The organism is Streptococcus sp. UBA4344 (genome assembly GCF_002393675.1).
In the GTDB taxonomy this organism is placed as follows: Bacteria; Bacillota; Bacilli; order Lactobacillales; family Streptococcaceae; genus Streptococcus; species Streptococcus vicugnae.
Map to the genome: position 1 here is coordinate 110,280 of NZ_DGTE01000041.1, position 18,026 is coordinate 128,305.

The 18,026-nt window shown below is 36.1% G+C and carries 16 protein-coding genes; all 16 read left to right on the forward strand.

Going from position 1 to position 18,026, the window contains the following annotated elements; translation table 11 throughout:
- Positions 1 to 40: 40 nt before the first annotated feature.
- Positions 41 to 1,606: a sensor histidine kinase gene (locus tag B4D49_RS08305; RefSeq protein WP_286784087.1), complete on the forward strand. Its 1,566-nt coding sequence runs from the start codon at positions 41 to 43 to the stop codon at positions 1,604 to 1,606.
- The gene (locus tag B4D49_RS08310; protein WP_286784088.1) at positions 1,587 to 2,192 is read left to right on the forward strand and encodes a response regulator; all 606 of its coding nucleotides are present in this window, start codon (positions 1,587 to 1,589) and stop codon (positions 2,190 to 2,192) included. The genes B4D49_RS08305 and B4D49_RS08310 overlap by 20 nt, the downstream gene beginning before the upstream one ends.
- A gap of 138 nt (positions 2,193 to 2,330) precedes the next feature.
- A complete protein-coding gene (gene nagB / locus B4D49_RS08315; protein WP_132869113.1) occupies positions 2,331 to 3,035 on the forward strand; it encodes a glucosamine-6-phosphate deaminase in 705 nt (234 codons plus the stop codon).
- A 32-nt stretch (positions 3,036 to 3,067) separates the two neighbouring features.
- Entirely contained in the window at positions 3,068 to 3,784 is a 717-nt protein-coding gene (locus B4D49_RS08320) for a pseudouridine synthase (protein WP_286784089.1), read from the forward strand.
- A gap of 52 nt (positions 3,785 to 3,836) precedes the next feature.
- Positions 3,837 to 4,799: a competence protein CoiA gene (locus B4D49_RS08325; protein ID WP_286784090.1), complete on the forward strand. Its 963-nt coding sequence runs from the start codon at positions 3,837 to 3,839 to the stop codon at positions 4,797 to 4,799.
- Positions 4,799 to 6,601: an oligoendopeptidase F gene (gene pepF, locus B4D49_RS08330; RefSeq protein WP_199544368.1), complete on the forward strand. Its 1,803-nt coding sequence runs from the start codon at positions 4,799 to 4,801 to the stop codon at positions 6,599 to 6,601. The genes B4D49_RS08325 and pepF overlap by 1 nt, the downstream gene beginning before the upstream one ends.
- A gap of 72 nt (positions 6,602 to 6,673) precedes the next feature.
- Complete coding sequence (locus tag B4D49_RS08335; RefSeq protein ID WP_199544366.1) at positions 6,674 to 7,192, forward strand: GNAT family N-acetyltransferase; 519 nt, start codon at positions 6,674 to 6,676, stop codon at positions 7,190 to 7,192.
- A 21-nt stretch (positions 7,193 to 7,213) separates the two neighbouring features.
- Positions 7,214 to 7,825 (forward strand): HAD-IA family hydrolase, encoded by a 612-nt coding sequence (locus B4D49_RS08340; RefSeq protein WP_286784091.1) that lies wholly within the window; start codon positions 7,214 to 7,216, stop codon positions 7,823 to 7,825.
- Between the two features lie 52 nt (positions 7,826 to 7,877).
- Positions 7,878 to 8,579 (forward strand): O-methyltransferase, encoded by a 702-nt coding sequence (locus tag B4D49_RS08345; protein WP_074481929.1) that lies wholly within the window; start codon positions 7,878 to 7,880, stop codon positions 8,577 to 8,579.
- A 69-nt stretch (positions 8,580 to 8,648) separates the two neighbouring features.
- Positions 8,649 to 9,704, forward strand: a complete 1,056-nt coding sequence (locus B4D49_RS08350) for a peptidyl-prolyl cis-trans isomerase (protein ID WP_286784092.1) — start codon at positions 8,649 to 8,651, stop codon at positions 9,702 to 9,704.
- Positions 9,705 to 10,065: 361 nt separating this feature from the next.
- A complete protein-coding gene (alaS, locus tag B4D49_RS08355; RefSeq protein ID WP_132869105.1) occupies positions 10,066 to 12,684 on the forward strand; it encodes an alanine--tRNA ligase in 2,619 nt (872 codons plus the stop codon).
- 285 nt (positions 12,685 to 12,969) lie between these two features.
- Positions 12,970 to 13,950 carry a site-2 protease family protein gene (locus B4D49_RS08360; protein ID WP_286784093.1) on the forward strand — a complete coding sequence of 327 codons (981 nt, stop codon included), beginning with the start codon at positions 12,970 to 12,972 and terminating at the stop codon, positions 13,948 to 13,950.
- Positions 13,951 to 14,106: 156 nt separating this feature from the next.
- Positions 14,107 to 14,889: a carbon-nitrogen family hydrolase gene (locus B4D49_RS08365; RefSeq protein WP_286784094.1), complete on the forward strand. Its 783-nt coding sequence runs from the start codon at positions 14,107 to 14,109 to the stop codon at positions 14,887 to 14,889.
- 12 nt (positions 14,890 to 14,901) lie between these two features.
- Positions 14,902 to 16,080 carry a pyridoxal phosphate-dependent aminotransferase gene (locus B4D49_RS08370; protein ID WP_286784095.1) on the forward strand — a complete coding sequence of 393 codons (1,179 nt, stop codon included), beginning with the start codon at positions 14,902 to 14,904 and terminating at the stop codon, positions 16,078 to 16,080.
- Between the two features lie 112 nt (positions 16,081 to 16,192).
- On the forward strand, positions 16,193 to 17,215 hold the full coding sequence (argC, locus tag B4D49_RS08375) for an N-acetyl-gamma-glutamyl-phosphate reductase (RefSeq protein WP_286784096.1): 1,023 nt from the start codon (positions 16,193 to 16,195) through the stop codon (positions 17,213 to 17,215).
- Positions 17,216 to 17,281: 66 nt separating this feature from the next.
- Positions 17,282 to 18,026: bifunctional ornithine acetyltransferase/N-acetylglutamate synthase (locus B4D49_RS08380; protein WP_286784097.1), on the forward strand; the 745-nt coding region annotated here is incomplete at its 3' end.

An 18,026-nucleotide genomic window follows, 5' to 3' on the forward strand; every position in this document is an offset into this window, starting at 1 on the left:
TGATACAATGAAGAAAATTATATTTTAGTGGGAATGAGATATGGAACAACTGAATAAAAATGGGAGTAAAAAATACTTATGGGTCTTTGTTGTACTTTTTCAACAATTAATCACTTTGTTATTGTTGTTTTATGACGAAAGAATTGATGGATTAATCTTTTCTGAAAAATTTGCTATTATTACGATTTTACTTGATGGTATTTTTGTATGGTTAGCTTCAGTTTTACGTCAAGATAAAGATAGTATTTTTAAAAAGATTATTTTTATTATTTCTTTGACTATATGGCAATACTATTTTACAATATCAAATCATGATGTTTTCAATATAGTAGGAATTCTTTTTCAGCCGTTGCTGATGTATGGATATACTGTAGAAATTATTAACTTGATACTATATAATCAAAAAGATTTTAAAAGAAAATTTGATACAGTACTTATTAGTAGTATTTTAGTAACTATATTATGTTATTTTATTAATCCCTCTCTGTTTAATTTGTTATATTTCTTTATATTTGTTTTATTACATTTCTACCCATTGTTATTATTGGTAGTTTATCGTTCACATTTTAAGCAGGTTATTAGTCCAGTAAAAAAATCATGCCTCTATTTTGCAATTCTTCTACTGTTCATATTAAGTACTGAGTTTTACGGAGATGTACATGGTGTTAGTCCAATTTATACTAATTTAGGTTGGTATTTATTTCCTTCTATATTGGGAGTAATTTATTATTTTAGAACGATTCATGATAAACTTCGCTTGGAAATAAAGCGATGCTGGGGTGACTATCGACCAAGAGTTGAAGTATCACTGATATTTTTTATAATTGTATGGATAATAGTTATTCGCTTTTTTATCACAGATTTTCTCTTATTTTTTGTTGTTACAAGTATCAATGTATTATTCATTTTGATGGTGCTATCATGGTCGATTTATTATATATCTAAAATGAATGAGCGGGTAATGCTAATCGATGGACAGCGTTTGTCACGTTTTATGAAAACAGAAGAAAGTGTTCGACAGGATTTTTCGAATTACCTTCATGATGATATTTTGCAAAATATTATAGCCGTTAAAAATTTACTAGCCTTGGAAAATCAAAAGCTTGCTAGTCAATATGTTGTTGAGGAATTAAATGATTTAGTTGTTAGTATTCGAAATGAAATTGATTCCTATCATCCTATATTATTGCCAGAGAAAAATTTAAAGGATAATTATCAGATGCTTTTAGCTGAGTTAGTGCAAAAACGTAAGAGCAGTAGACAAATCATTTTTAATTGCTCTGATGACTTGAATTTGCTTCCTCCATATGATGTTATGGTATATCGATTTTTAAAAGAATTGACTAATAACGCAATTAAATATGCAACAAATGACAGTATTGATTTATCTTTAGATATTCAATCAGATACGATAGTAATTAAGCAATGGAATGAATGTTCATGTCATAGAGAATCAATAACTTTTGGACGAGGGTTTAAATCAATTGAAGAAACCTTGTCAGCTTTTGGAGGAAATATTAGTGTTCGGATTAGTGACAACATCTTTGTAGTAAAAATTTTATTACCAGTAGATTGGAAATTATGTTATGAAAATTTTATTGATTGATGATCATAAGCTTTTTGCAAAGAGTATTCAATTGATGTGTGAACAATTTGATGAAATTGATGTTTTGGATACTTTAACGACAAATTTTGATAATCTTGACATTAATTCAGCCTATTATGATATTATTTTACTTGATATTAATTTAACAAATATTTCTAAGGAAAATGGCTTGGATTTAGCTGAAAAATTAATTCAGAAAAATCCTGAAATGAAGATTGCTATGTTAACAGGTTATGTAAAATCAGTTTATGAGGAACGAGCTAAAAAAATTGGTACCTATGGATTTATTGACAAAAATATTGAGCCAGATAAACTTTTGAGGGTTTTGAAAATAATTTATTCTGGAAGGAAATATTTTGAGTCTTACCAATGTAAAGAGTATCTAGAAGAATTAACCAAGCAAGAGGTTGTCATTTTAGATTTAAGTCGAAAAGGACATACTATAAAAGAAATTGAGGAGAAGCTTTACATAAGTCGTAGAACAGTATTTAACCATTTGAGTCATATCTATGAAAAATTGTCAGTGAACAATAAGCAAGAAGCTATTTATAAAGCTGAGCAATTAGGCTACTTTATGGATTTTTAACTGTAAAAAGGGTTTGGAATTTAAGTTTCAAACTCTTTTTTTATTTCTCAAAACATTTTCCTTGACATAGATTGGTATATACCATATAATAAAAATAGATAAACGGTATATACCAAAAAACGAAATGGAGAGAATATTATGAAAGTGATTAGTGTTAATGATCAAATTGAAGGTGGAAAAGTGGCATTCTCTCTCTTGAAAGATGCCATGTCTGAGGGGGCTAAAACATTAGGATTGGCAACAGGTAGCACACCTCTTAGTTTCTATAAAGAAATTGCAAATAGTGACCTTGATTTTTCAGAAATGACAAGCATTAATCTTGATGAATATGTCGGCTTAGCAGCAGATAACGCACAAAGTTATCATCATTTTATGAAGGAAAATCTTTTCCAATATAAACCTTTCAAAAAAAGTTTTTTACCAAATGGTTTAGCAACTGACTTGCAAGCAGAAGCTCGCCGTTACAATCAAGTGATAGCTGAGCACCCAATTGATTTTCAAATTTTGGGGATTGGTCGAAATGGTCATATTGGTTTCAATGAACCTGGCACACCATTTGATATGACGACTCATATCGTCGATTTGGCTGAAGATACGATTGAGGCTAATAGCCGTTTCTTTGATAGCATGGATGATGTTCCAAAACAAGCTATCTCAATGGGAATTAAATCTATTATGCAATCTAAAATGGTTGTTTTAATGGCTTATGGTAAGGACAAAGCTGACGCTATCAATCAAATGATTAATGGACCGATTAGTGAAGAGTTGCCAGCTAGTGTTCTTCAAAATCATCCAAATCTTGTGGTGATTGTTGATGAAGCAGCAGCGAGCGAATTAGACTAAAAAAATGCTTCAGAACATGGTAAAATAGGAGCATGCGTTTAGATAAATTATTAGGTCAAGCTGGCTTTGGTTCACGTAATCAAGTTAAAAAATTAATCAGAAGTCGTCAGGTTTATGTGGACGGTCGATTAGCTGAGGCGGACAATCTTAATGTTGAGCCGAGCCTGCAAGAGGTTACGGTGTCAGGAAAACAGGTGACCTTTTCACAAGAAAAATATTTTATTCTGAATAAGCCAGCTGGTGTGGTTTCTGCAGTTTCTGATAAGGAACATCAGACGGTCATTGATTTGATTGATGAGGCTGACCGAGTTCCTAAGCTCTACCCTGTTGGGCGTTTAGACCGTGATACTGAGGGATTTTTATTGATTACTAATAATGGTCCCCTAGGCTTTCGCATGTTACATCCAAAGTATCATGTCACAAAAACTTATTATGTAGAAGTTAATGGATTATTAGCTGAAGATGCGCCAGCATTTTTTGAAAACGGGGTGACTTTTGATGATGGGACAGTTTGTAAACCAGCAAGGCTAGAGATAATTGAGACAAGTCTTGAAAAAAGCTCTGCTAATATTAGTATCTCAGAAGGAAAATTTCATCAGGTTAAGAAAATGTTTTTGGCTTACGGGGTTAAGGTTACTTACTTGAAACGATTGAGTTTTGGACAGTTTCATTTGGGAGATTTGCCAGTTGGCCACTACCGTGAATTAACAAGTGAAGAAAAAGAAATCTTGAAAGATTATTTGGATTAATGCCAATGATTTTTCAGGATTTTTTTCGAATAAAAAGGTAAGGAGGTTTACTATGCTATCAGCTCTTGATGAAAATGGACGCTTGATTTCACTCTTAGATGGTATTCCTAAAAAGCAGGCTTTTACTTGTCCAGCTTGCCATATGCCAGTGCGCTTAAAAAATGGCAGTATTATGCGTCCGCATTTTGCTCATGTGTCTTTGGAGAATTGTGATTTTTATAGTGAAAATGAAAGTGACGAACATCTTGGGTTAAAAGCGGCGCTCTATCAGTCTCTTTCGCAAACTGAGAAAGTAACTGTTGAAGCTGTTTTACCAGCTTTGCATCAAGTGGCTGATCTTTTAGTAAATGACAATTTGGTTTTGGAAGTGCAGTGTTCACGTTTGTCAGAAAAACGTCTTAAGCAAAGGACAGCAGCCTATCATCAGGCAGGTTTTAAGGTTTTATGGTTTTTGGGAGAAAAGCTGTGGCTTGGAAGGCGCTTGACGCCATTACATCGACACTTTCTGTATTTTTCACAAAATATGGGATTTCACTTGTGGGAGCTTGATGTTAAGCAAGGTCTTATTAGATTACGTTATTTGATTTATGAGGATAGGCGTGGAAATCTTCATTACCTGACAAAGACTTGTCCTTTTTCGGGTAATGTCATGGCATTTCTTCGCTTGCCTTATCAAAAGCAGAAGCTTTCAATGTATGAAGTCAAACAAGATCAAGCTTTATTATGCTATATTCAGAGGCAATTGCTAGCTAGAAATGTTTCTTGGTTGAAAAGGCAGGAAGAGGCTTATTTGCAAGGAAAAAATCTTTTAACCATGCCTCTCTCGGCTTATTTTCCGCAGGTCAGACCGCCAGAACTGAAGGACGGGTTTTGCCAAATTTCACAAGATTTGTCACTTTTTTATGAGACGTTTAGGCGTTATTATCAAAATCAAGTTGAAAAAAGTGTTCAAAAACTTTATCCTCCTGCTTATTATGGTAGAATGGTTAATAATGCCAAGAAAAGGAGAACATAATGTCAGATAATCGTAGTCATATCGATGAAAAATATAAATGGGATTTGAGCACAGTCTTTGCGACAGATGAAGATTGGGAAGCAGAATTAGCAGAGCTTGATAGTGCTTTAGAAGACGCTAAAAAATACAAAGGTCACTTGACACAATCAAGTCAAGAATTGCTATCAATTACGGAAGATTACCTTGCTTTGTCACGTCGTTTGGAAAAAGTTTATGTTTATGCGTCAATGAAAAACGACCAAGATACTACAGTGGCAAAATACCAAGAATACCAAGCAAAAGCGACATCCCTTTATGCTAAATATAGTGAGGTATTCGCGTTTTACGAACCAGAATTAATGCAATTATCAGCTGAAGATTTTGCTACTTTTGTATCTGAGACCCCTGCTTTGTCAGCTTATGCGCATTTCTTTGAACAACTTTTTAAACGTCAAGCGCATGTCTTGTCTCAAAAAGAAGAAGAGCTCTTAGCTGGTGCACACGAAATCTTTGGTGCTGCTGGTGAAACCTTTGAGATTTTAGATAACGCGGACATTGTTTTCCCAGTCGTTTTAGATGATGAAGGTAATGAAGTTCAGTTAACGCATGGCAATTTCATCAGTCTTTTGGAATCAAAAAATCGTGATGTTCGAAAAGCTGCTTACGAGGCAATGTATGCGACTTATGAACAATTCCAACACACTTACGCTAAAACTTTGCAAACAAATGTTAAAGTTCACAATTATGATGCGCGTGTCCATCATTTCAAATCAGCTCGAGAAGCAGCTCTTTCAGCTAATTTCATTCCTGAATCAGTTTATGATACTTTGCTTGACCGTGTAAATGCGCATTTGCCATTGCTTCATCGTTATGTTGAGCTTCGTAAGAAAATTCTTAAATTAGATGATTTGAAAATGTATGATATCCACACACCGTTATCTGAAATGGATATGAGTTTCACTTATGAAGAAGCATTGAAAAAAGCAGAAGAAGTATTAGCTGTTTTTGGTAAAGATTATTCTGATCGTGTTCACCGTGCTTTTACAGAACGTTGGATTGACGTTCATGTCAATAAAGGAAAACGCTCTGGAGCTTATTCAGGTGGGGCTTACGATACTAATGCTTTTATGTTGTTAAATTGGCAAGATACACTTGATAACCTGTTTACTTTGGTACATGAAACAGGTCACAGCCTTCATTCAACATTTACACGTGAAAACCAACCATATGTGTACGGTGATTACAGTATTTTCTTAGCTGAGATTGCTTCAACAACCAATGAAAATATTTTAACGGAAACGCTTTTGAAAGAAGTTGACGATGATAAAGCTCGCTTTGCGATTTTGAATCATTTCTTGGATGGTTTCAAAGGAACAATCTTCCGTCAAGCACAATTCGCAGAGTTTGAAGATATGATTCATAAAGCAGATCAAGCTGGTGAAGTATTGACAAGCGAATATCTTAATAATCTTTACGAAGAGTTGAATGAGAAATATTACGGACTTAGCAAAGAAGATAACCCAGAAATCCAATATGAATGGGCACGTATCCCGCATTTCTACTATAATTACTATGTTTACCAGTACGCTACAGGCTTTGCAGCAGCAAGCTATTTAGCTGATAAAGTGGTTCATGGCACTCAAGCTGATATTGATCGTTATCTTGATTATCTTAAAGCAGGAAATTCTGACTATCCGCTAAACGTCATTGCAAAAGCAGGTGTGGATATGACAAGTAGTGATTATTTGGATGCAGCCTTCAAAATTTTTGAAGAACGTTTAAATGAATTGGAAGCTTTGGTCGAAAAAGGAGCACACCTTTAAAATGCTTTATGAGGTTGGATATTCCAGCCTCGTTTTTTATGTTATAATGGAAAAAATTTTGGAGGTGCTAGTATGAAAATTAGGAAACTAGATGTTAATGATGAAGCGGCTTACCGAGCTTATCAAACAGCTTTGGAAAATGACGATAACCCCTTTATCACGACACGTGAGATTGGTGATTTTAAAACCTTTGTGGAAAATAGCAGAGCGCAAGAAACACAAGCTACTAATCCTGATTATTCAACGATGACTACCTATTATGCCTTTGTGAATGGAAAAATTGCTGCGCGTATATCTTGTCGATGGCAGCTGGAAAAGGGTAATCTTGCGACGATTGGTGGACATATCGGCTATCAAACCTTACCAGAATTTAGACGACAAGGTATCATGACCAGGCTTCTCAGCTTTGCTCTTGAGCAATATGCCAAACGTGGCATCAATCCTGTGCTTATCACAGCGCGTGAGGACAATATTGCCAGTCGTAGAACCATTGAAAAAGCTGGTGGTATTTTGGAAAATATTATTGACCTAGAAGACGGGCATCGTCTAGCGCGTTATTGGATTACCTTGGACTTGGAGAATTTAGATTAATATTGAAATGAGGAGACAGAAGTGACAACTTTGATTTGGGATTTTGACGGAACTTTAGTGGATTCATATGAAGCGATTGGAGAGGCTTTGAAAGTCACTTATGCGCATTATGATTTGGTTTTTGATGAAGAATGGGTCATGGATTTTATCATTAAAGAATCCGTAAAAGCTTTGCTTTTTCAAGTGGCGAAAGAGCAAGAATTAGATTTTGCGGAGTTATCAGCCTTCTTTAAAAAAGAGCAGGAAGCGCGTGACCACATGATAAAACCAATGCAACATTTGGCAGAGGTCTTAAAGCAAACTAAGCAGGCTGGCGTTAGCCATTTTGTATACACTCATAAAGGAATTACGGCTAATGATGTTTTAGAGAGACTTGGTGTGCGTCAGTATTTCACAGAAGTAGTGACATCAGCCAACGGCTTTGCACGTAAACCTGAGTCAGAAGCTATTGATTACCTGCTTGAAAAATACCATCTTGATAAGGCTGATACTTATTACGTTGGTGACCGTCGCATTGATGTTGAAGCTGCAAAGAATGCTGGTATTAAGTCCATTAATCTTGGACAACCATCATCAAAAATGAATCAAAAGATTGCTGATTTGTCAGATATTGTTACCCTTCTTAAGCAGTAAAATAAAATGCTGCCTATTCACATCGGCTTTATTTTGCTATATAATAAGAGTTATGGTTAAATCATATTCAAAAACAGCAAATCACAATATGCGACGTCCTGTTGTTAAAGAGGGAGTCGTGCGTTATATGCGAACACGTCAAAAGCAAAATGAAGGCTTTTTAGCTGAATTGGAAGCTTTTGCACACCAAGAAAATATTCCGATTATTCAACACGAAGTGGTAGCTTATTTCCGTTTCTTATTGCAAACTTTGCAGCCTAAGAATATCTTGGAAATTGGAACTGCAATCGGATTTTCAGCTCTTTTGATGGCAGAAAATGCACCGGAAGCTAAAATCACAACTCTGGACCGTAATCCAGAAATGATTGCTTTTGCTAAGGAAAACTTTGCTAAGTACGATACACGTAAGCAAATCACTTTGGTTGAAGGAGATGCAGTTGATACCCTCTCAACCCTTGAGGGAGAGTATGACTTTGTTTTCATGGATTCAGCAAAATCAAAATATATTGTCTTTTTACCAGAAGTGTTAAAACACTTAAAAGTTGGTGGTGTTGTTATCTTTGATGATGTTTTTCAAGGTGGTGATATTGTTAAACCAATCGAGGAAGTACGACGTGGACAACGTACCATTTACCGTGGACTTCAACGACTTTTTGACTCAACTCTTGACAATCCAAACTTGACGGCAAGTCTTTTACCACTTAGTGACGGATTGCTAATGATTCGTAAAAATGCCGAGGATGTCACACTTTAAAATTAAGCAACATTTAAGTTAATATGGTATACTAATAGAGTTAAAGACAAATTAAGGAGTTTAATATCAATGGCAAAAAAAGAAAAATCTGGATTTACAAAAATGATCCAAAGCAAGGCCTTTAAAGGTGTTTCTATTGCCGTAGCATCAGCACTTATTGGTGCAGGCGTTACTTACCTTGCGACAAACAGCAACTCTGAAACTAAAGCTCTTGTTACTATGAAAGGTAACACAATTACAGTTTCTGATTTCTACAGCGCAGCTAAAAGTACATCATCATCTCAACAAACAATGTTGAATTTGATTTTGTCACGTGTCTTTGAAGACCAATATGGTAATAAAGTTTCTGATAAAGATGTCACTAAAGCTTATAACACAACAGCTTCATCATATGGTTCATCATTCTCAAGCGCTCTTCAAGCAGCTGGTTTGACAACTGACACTTACAAACAACAAATCCGTACATCAATGCTTGTAGAATATGCTGTTAAAGAAGCTGCCAAAGATAAATTGACAACTAAAAACTACAAAGAAGCTTACAAAGATTACAATCCTGATACAACAGCTACAGTTATTGCATTGACTGATGAAGACAAAGCTAACTCAGTTCATGATCAAGCGACAGCAGAAGGTGCTGATTTCGATAAAATTGCTAAAGATAACACAACAGCTAAGAAAACTGAATACACATTTGATTCTGCAGATACAAAACTTCCAACAGATGTTATGAATGCAGCATTCAAACAAGACGAAGGTTCAGTATCAGATGTAATCAAAGTGATGAACTCATCAACATATTCATACACTTACTACATCGTTAAAACAACTAAGAAAACAGAAAAAAATGCTGATTGGAAAACTTATAAAAAACGTTTGAAGAAAATCATTATGGCTAAATACCAAAATGATACAAGCTTCCAAAACCAAGTTATCGGTAAAGCACTTGATAAAGCTAATGTGAAAATTAAAGATCGTAGCTTTGCAAGCATCCTTTCACAATATGCTACAAGCTCATCATCTTCTTCATCTTCAAAAGCTTCATCAAGTTCTTCTGCAGCAAGTTCATCAAGCTCAACAGAAGCATCTTCAACAGAAGAATCAAGTTCTACAGATTCAGCTGAATAAGTTACTTGACCAGTCGCTTAAAATACAGTACAATTAAAAGGATTGAGAATCGTTTTTAAAAATTCAGATTCAGAAAAGTGGCGGTTGCTGCGAGCCATGGATGAAGTTAAAAATGTGCTACTCATGATTTCTAGTTTTTGAATTTTGGTGACAAGGTCACTAACAAAGAATGTCAGAAAAACAATTTAACAATAAATGAAGAATGACAAGTTCATTGAAAAGAGGTGGTACCGTGGCGAATGTCACCCTCTGTAAGATGGACTTGTCGTTTTTTTACCCTTGTTTAAGTAGCATTAAAGAAGATGATGTCAATCTATGGCAAGCGTTAAAATCGCTTAGTAAAAAGAAAAGGAAAGATGTAATGAAACAATTGACTAGTGCGCAAGTGCGCCAAATGTGGTTAGACTTCTGGAAATCAAAAGGTCACTCTGTTGAACCTTCTGCAAACTTGGTCCCTGTAAATGACCCAACTTTGTTGTGGATTAACTCAGGTGTTGCAACGCTTAAAAAATATTTTGATGGTTCAGTAATTCCAGAAAACCCACGTATCACAAATGCTCAAAAAGCTATCCGTACAAACGATATTGAAAACGTTGGTAAAACAGCTCGTCACCACACAATGTTTGAAATGTTGGGTAACTTCTCAGTTGGTGATTACTTCCGTGATGAAGCTATTACTTGGGGATTCGAATTGTTGACAAGCCCAGAATGGTTTGACTTCCCTAAAGATAAACTTTACATGACTTATTACCCAGATGATAAAGATACTTACAACCGTTGGATTTCACTTGGTGTTGAACCAAGCCACTTGATTCCAATCGAAGATAACTTCTGGGAAATTGGTGCTGGACCTTCAGGACCAGATACTGAAATCTTCTTTGACCGTGGAGAAGACTTTGACCCAGACCACGTTGGTATCAAACTTCTTGCTGAAGACATTGAAAACGACCGTTATATCGAAATTTGGAACATCGTGTTGTCACAATTTAACGCTGATCCAGCTGTTCCGCGTTCAGAATACAAAGAATTACCACACAAAAACATTGATACGGGTGCTGGTTTGGAACGTTTGGTTGCGGTTATGCAAGGGGCTAAAACAAACTTTGAAACTGACCTCTTCATGCCAATCATTCGTGAAATTGAAAAATTATCTGGTAAAACTTATGATCCAGATGGCGACAACATGAGCTTTAAAGTTATCGCTGACCACATTCGCTCACTTTCATTTGCTATCGGTGATGGTGCTCTTCCAGGTAATGAAGGACGTGGTTACGTGCTTCGTCGTTTGCTTCGTCGTGCCGTTATGCATGGTCGTCGCCTTGGCATCAACGAAACATTCTTGTATAAATTGGTTCCAACTGTTGGTAAAATCATGGAATCATATTACCCAGAAGTTCTTGAAAAACGCGAATTTATCGAAAAAATCGTACGCCGCGAAGAAGAAACATTTGCTCGTACAATCGATGCTGGTTCAAACATGCTTGACCAATTGTTGGCTGATTTGAAAGCAGCTGGTAAAGACACTGTTGAAGGTAAAGACATCTTCAAATTGTATGATACATACGGATTCCCAGTTGAATTGACTGAAGAATTGGCTGAAGATAAAGGATTCAAGATTGACCACGCTGGCTTTGAAGCTGCTATGAAAGAACAACAAGAACGCGCTCGTGCAAGTGTTGTTAAAGGTGGTTCAATGGGTATGCAAAACGAAACATTGTCAAGCATCACTGAAGAATCAGTCTTTAGCTATGAAGAAGAAGTTCTTGAATCTACATTGTCAGTTATTATCGCTGATAACGAACGTACTGAAGCTGTTTCAGAAGGTCAAGCTTTGCTTGTTTTCGCTAAAACACCATTCTACGCTGAAATGGGTGGTCAAGTAGCTGACCACGGTGTTATCAAAAATGATAAAGGCGACATCGTTGCTCGTGTGATTGATGTTCAAAAAGCACCAAATGGTCAAGCTCTTCACACAGTTGAAGTACTTGCAAGCTTGTCAGTTGGTACAACATACACACTTGAAATTGACGCTAAACGTCGTCACAGTGTTATTAAAAACCACACTGCAACTCACTTGCTTCATGCAGCTCTTCATCACGTTATCGGTGAACACGCTACTCAAGCTGGTTCTCTTAACGAAGAAGGTTTCTTGCGCTTTGACTTCACTCACTTTGAAGCTGTTACTGCTGATGAATTGCGTCAAATCGAAGAAGAAGTTAACCAACAAATTTGGAACGCTATTCCTGTTATCACTGTCGAAACTGACATTGACACTGCTAAATCAATGGGTGCTATGGCCTTATTCGGTGAAAAATATGGTAAAAACGTACGTGTTGTAACAATTGGTGATTACTCAATTGAACTTTGTGGTGGTACACACGTTTCAAATACAGCAGAAATCGGAATCTTCAAGATTGTTAAAGAAGAAGGTATCGGTTCAGGAACTCGTCGTATCCTTGCTGTAACTGGTAAAGAAGCCTTTGAAGCATACCGTCAAGAAGAAGAAGACCTTAAAGCAATTGCTGAAACACTTAAAGTGCCTCAATTGAAAGAAGTTACTAAGAAAGTTGTTAGCTTGCAAGAACAATTGCAAAAATTGCAAAAAGAAAACGCTGAATTGAAAGAAAAAGCAGCCGCAGCACAAGCTGGTGATGTCTTCAAAGATGTTAAAGAAGCAAATGGTCTTCGCTTTATCGCTAGCCAAGTAACTGTTTCTGATGCAGGTGCCCTTCGTACATTTGCTGATAACTGGAAACAAAAAGATTATTCTGATGTTCTTGTATTGGCTGCAGCTATTGGCGAAAAAGTCAATGTTCTTGTAGCAAGCAAATCAAAAGATGTTCATGCTGGTAACTTGATTAAAGCTTTGGCACCAATCGTATCAGGTCGTGGTGGTGGTAAACCAGACATGGCTATGGCCGGTGGTTCAGATGCTGCTAAAATCGCTGACCTTCTTGCAGCAGTAGCAGAAAATCTTTAAGATGACATCAAAAAATATCTTTCTAAAACTCGCCATTGCCTTAATCAGTGTAACAATCATAATCCTTGCTGGAGTGCTTATTGTCAATAGCATCCAAGGAAAGGTAAACTGGGTACTTATCGTCATTCTTTTTGCAGAATGTAGCCTACTAAATAGTTTGATTAAAGCATTGCGAGAAAGAAAATAAACAAAAGAAGCTCACCTGGAGGTGGGCTTTTTTGGTTAATGATGATATGGTAAAATGTTGGTATATTTTTAGAAATTTGGGAGCTGGAGATTTACGATATGAGAAAACTATATTCGCCATTTTTTCTAACGATTTCAGGATTATCTTTTTTATTATTACTATTACCAACTGCACGAAAAGATGTGATGGTTAGCTACTTTAGTATCATGGTTGCGAATGTTTTTCATGAATTAGGGCATCTGATAGTTGGCTACTTAAATGGAATTAAACCTTCTTATTTGATAATTGGCTTTATCAAATTTGATTTTGAAAATGGATTTCGTTTGAAATTTAATGATAACTGGATGTATTATGGTGGTATTTATCGCTACAAGGTTACAAATTATCCAGAAAGAGCCATTCTAAAATTATTAGTTGGTGGTCCATTATTTAGTTTGATTGGTTCTTTGGTTTTATTTTTGAAACTAGATATACTAACAGTCTTTGGCTATTGTAGTTTTTTACTCTTTTTAATAACTGCACTTCCTCTGAATTTTTTTGGTCTGTGTAATGATGGTTTTAAAAGTTATAAGTTGTTAGTGCGAGATAATTTATTTCTTTTATATCAAAACGTATCTAGGAAATTATTGCAAGAATATAGTGATGAGACTTTTGATGAAGTTTCAAAAGTTTGTAGCACTCTAGAGAGTCAAAACGTTCCTGATTATATAATCAATACATTTTTATTGTATCTGATTTATGCGTGGTTATTACAAGGAGAAGTAGCGCAGGTTAGAAATCTTTACCAAAGATTGACTGAGATGGAGCCAAGTAATCAGTTTAACCGAAATTATTACTATTGCTTACTAGTAACTTTAGAATCCTTAATGTACAAAAGGATGTCTAGAGATTTATTTGCTAAAGTTAATCTGGATAAATTAGATAAGATTAGCCAAAAGCGTCTGCGTTATTTATCATGTCTTTATCTGGAAAGAGGACAAGGTATAAGTGAAAGTAAGTTAGTATTTCAAGAAGTTTTGGCATCGTATAATAAACCAAATTCAATTTTAGTTCAAGCAGAACAATGTTTTTTAGCATAAAATATCCCGAAAGCTCACCTGGTGGTGGGCTTTTTTGGTTATAGTTTTTAACTATCAAGTCCATTTAAAATAACTATTTTACGGGGGCTTAGCAGACTGTTATAATAGTCACTAAGATTTCAGAAAATTTTCATAGCAGATAGAATCGAGGAAATCATGAAAGTTTCACTAATTCAGATGTCTATTCAGGAGGCCAAGGCAAAGCAGAATATCCAAAATGTCTTGGCATTATTGGAAAAAGCTCTGCTTGATGAGCCAGATGTGATTGTTTTGCCGGAAATGTGGAATACAGGCTACGCATTGGACCAATTATCAAGTGTTGCTGATGAGGATGGACAAGAAACAAAAGCTGTATTAGCTGCCTTTGCTAAACAGCATCGTGTAAATCTGGTAGCAGGGTCTGTTGCAACAAAGAAAGAAACAGGCTTTTTTAATACGACTTACGTTTTTAATCGAGATGGAAAGATACTGACTGAATATAATAAGGTACATTTGTTTGGCTTAATGTCAGAAGATGAGTATTTACAATCAGGTAGTAAAGAGAGTACTTTTGACTTAGATGGTGTCAAAGCTGCTAGTGTCATTTGTTATGATATTCGTTTTCCAGAGTGGGTGAGAACCTTGATGGCAAGTGGAGCTAAACTTTTATTTGTCGTTGCTGAGTGGCCAGAAGCACGTGTAGAACAGTGGGAGATTTTACTGCGTGCGCGTGCGGTTGAAAATCAAGCTTTTGTTGTTGCGGTCAATCGTGTGGGTGACGGTCTTGCTGATCATTTTTCAGGGCATTCTTTGGTGATTGATCCTTTAGGGAAGGTGATTTTGCAGGCGCCAGACAATCAAGAAGGCATTTTTACGGCTGACCTTGATTTGACAGAAGTTGAAAAAATTCGAGGTCACATTCCAGTTTTTGAAGACCGCAAACCAGATTTGTATCATTAAGGGGGCATTAGGGTGTTTTCACAATCAAATATTTTACAAGAATTACCAGAACAGTTTTTTGCTAGTCTTGTTGCAAAAGTCAATGCTAAGGTGGCTGAAGGTTATGACGTTATTAATCTTGGTCAGGGAAATCCAGATCAGCCAACTTACGATTATATTGTAGAGGCTTTGATTGAAGCGGCTAAAAATCCAGCTTCTCATAAATATTCGCAATTTCGTGGGAATACAAATTTTAAAGAAGCAGCTAGTCAATTTTATAAGGAAAATTATCAGGTAATTCTTGACAGTGAAAAGGAAATTTGTGTTCTTGGTGGTGCAAAGATTGGTTTGGTTGAGTTTCCTTTAGCAATGATGAATCCAGGAGACTTGCTATTGTTGCCAGACCCAGGTTACCCAGATTATCTTTCTAGTGTCGCATTAGGGAAAATCGAATATGAAACCTTCCCTTTGAAAGCTGAAAATAACTTCTTGCCAGACTTGTCAGCTATTCCAAAAGAAGTGGCCAAACGTGCTAAATTTATCTATGTTAATTACCCTAATAACCCAACGGGAGCTGTGGCGACAGCAGAATTCTACGAGGAATTAGTTGCTTGGGCGAAAAAATACAAGGTCGGTGTTGTTAGCGACTTTGCATACGGGGCTTTGGGAGCAGACGGTTACCAAAATCCAAGCTTTTTATCAACATCTGGGGCAAAAGAAGTTGGTATTGAACTTTACACATTTTCGAAAACTTTTAACATGGCAGGTTGGCGTTTGGCATTTGCTGCAGGAAATACTGAGATGATTGAAGCTCTTAATCTCCTACAAGATCACCTCTTTGTTAGTATTTTTCCGGCAATCCAAGACGCTGGTGCTGTAGCCTTACTAGATAAAAAAGCGAAGTCAGCCATCGCTGAGCTAAACCACAAATATGATGAACGTCGTCATGCTTTTGTTCAGGCAGCAGAGAGAATTGGATGGCGTGCCTTTGACTCAAAAGGATCATTTTATGCTTGGATGCCTGTGCCAAAAGGTTATGATAGTGAAAGTTTCGCAGATTTACTGTTAAATGAAGCTCATGTAGCGGTCGCACCAGGAAAAGGTTTCGGACAAGCAGGAGATAGTTATGTCAGAATAGGTTTATTGGTTGAACCAGAACGTCTCATTGAAGCTGTCGAACGAATTAGCGAGCTGAAATTATTTGAAAAATAATGAAAGTACGAATGAAAATTCGTGCTTTTTTAATATTTTATGCAAAAAACACTTGACTTATGAATAAATATACTATAAAATTGTATACATATTTATTCAAGGAGTGTATATTATGAGAGTGTCGATTGTTGGTATCACTGGATACAGTGGTCTAGAATTAGTTAAATTATTGAATAATCATAAAAAAGTTACGATTGCTTCGATTCATGCAACTAAGGAAATCGGTCGACGATTATCAGAGTTATACCCTTACTTAGTTGGTGTGTGTGACTTGGCCATCGAAGAATTTGATGCTCAAAAAATCATGGCAAAATCAGATTTAGTCTTCTTTGCCACTCCAAGTGGTGTGGCTAGTAAACTAGCACAACCATTTGTTGAGGCTGATTTTCCAGTCATTGATTTATCGGGAGACCATCGCTTGCCAGCTTACCTTTATGAAAAATGGTATAAAAAAACACCAGCAAGTGATGAGGATCTGAATAAATTTACATATTCTTTAGCTGAATTCACAGATGTTAAGGATAAGAAATTTATTTCAAACCCAGGGTGTTACGCGACAGCAACAGAATTAGCTTTGATTCCTTTGCTAAAAGCGGGTGTGGTTGAAGAAGATTCAATCATCGTTGATGCTAAAAGTGGTTTGACAGGTGCTGGTAAAGCTCTTTCTGAATCAAGTCACTTTGTTAATGTTCATGATAACTATGTGACATATAAATTGAATCGTCACCAGCACATCCCTGAAATTGTGCAAGAGTTGAAACTTTTTGATGACAAGGTTAATCACATCCAGTTTTCAACATCATTATTGCCAGTTAACCGAGGTATCATGTCTACGGTTTATCTTAAATTAAAAAAACCACTGACAAATGCTAATCTTTTTGCGATTTACGAGGATTCTTACAAGGATACGCCATTTGTTCGTGTGCAAGATGATTTGCCAGAATTGCACAATGTGATTGGTTCGAACTTTACAGACATTGGTTTTCTTTACAATGAAGTGACTAATGTACTGACAGTAGTATCTGTTATTGATAATTTGATTAAAGGTGCTGCTGGTCAAGCTGTACAAAATCTTAACCTCATGAATGGTTGGGATGAAACAGAAGGTTTATTGATTTCACCGAATTATTTATAGAAAGGGAAGGTCGCTTAAAGTATTTTTGAAAGAATGAGTTTGCTTTAAGTGTTTCAGGTATAGAAAATGAAAGTTATTGAAGGTAATGTTGCAAGCCCACTTGGATTTTCAGCAGATGGATTACATGCTGGGTTTAAGAAAAGAAAATTGGATTTTGGTTGGATTGTTTCAGAAGTTCCAGCAAGTGTAGCTGGTGTTTATACTACTAATAAAGTTATCGCAGCGCCATTGATTGTGACACGCCAGTCTGTTAAAAAAGCTAAGAAAATGAAAGCTATCGTTGTTAACTCAGGTGTTGCTAATTCTTGTACTGGTGTCCAAGGGATGGAAGATGCTTACACTATGCAAAAATGGACAGCTGAAAAGCTTGGTGTTGAACCTGATTTGGTCGGTGTGGCATCTACTGGTGTTATTGGTGATTTGTTACCAATGGATACACTTAAAACTGGTCTTTCAAAACTTGTTGTTAATGGAAATTCAGATGATTTTTCAAAAGCTATCCTAACAACAGATACCATGGTTAAAACTGTTGCGGTCACAGAAAGCTTTGGACGTGACGAAGTAACCATGGCAGGTGTGGCAAAAGGTTCTGGTATGATTCACCCTAACATGGCAACCATGCTAGCTTTCATCACTTGTGATGCTAATATTTCAAGTGAAACATTGCAACTAGCCCTCAACCAAAATGTTGAAACGACATTTAACCAAATTACAGTTGATGGTGATACATCAACTAATGACACTCTCTTACTTCTTGCTAATGGTAAAGCAGGCAATAAGAGAATCCTTTCTGAGAATGAAGATTATCAGA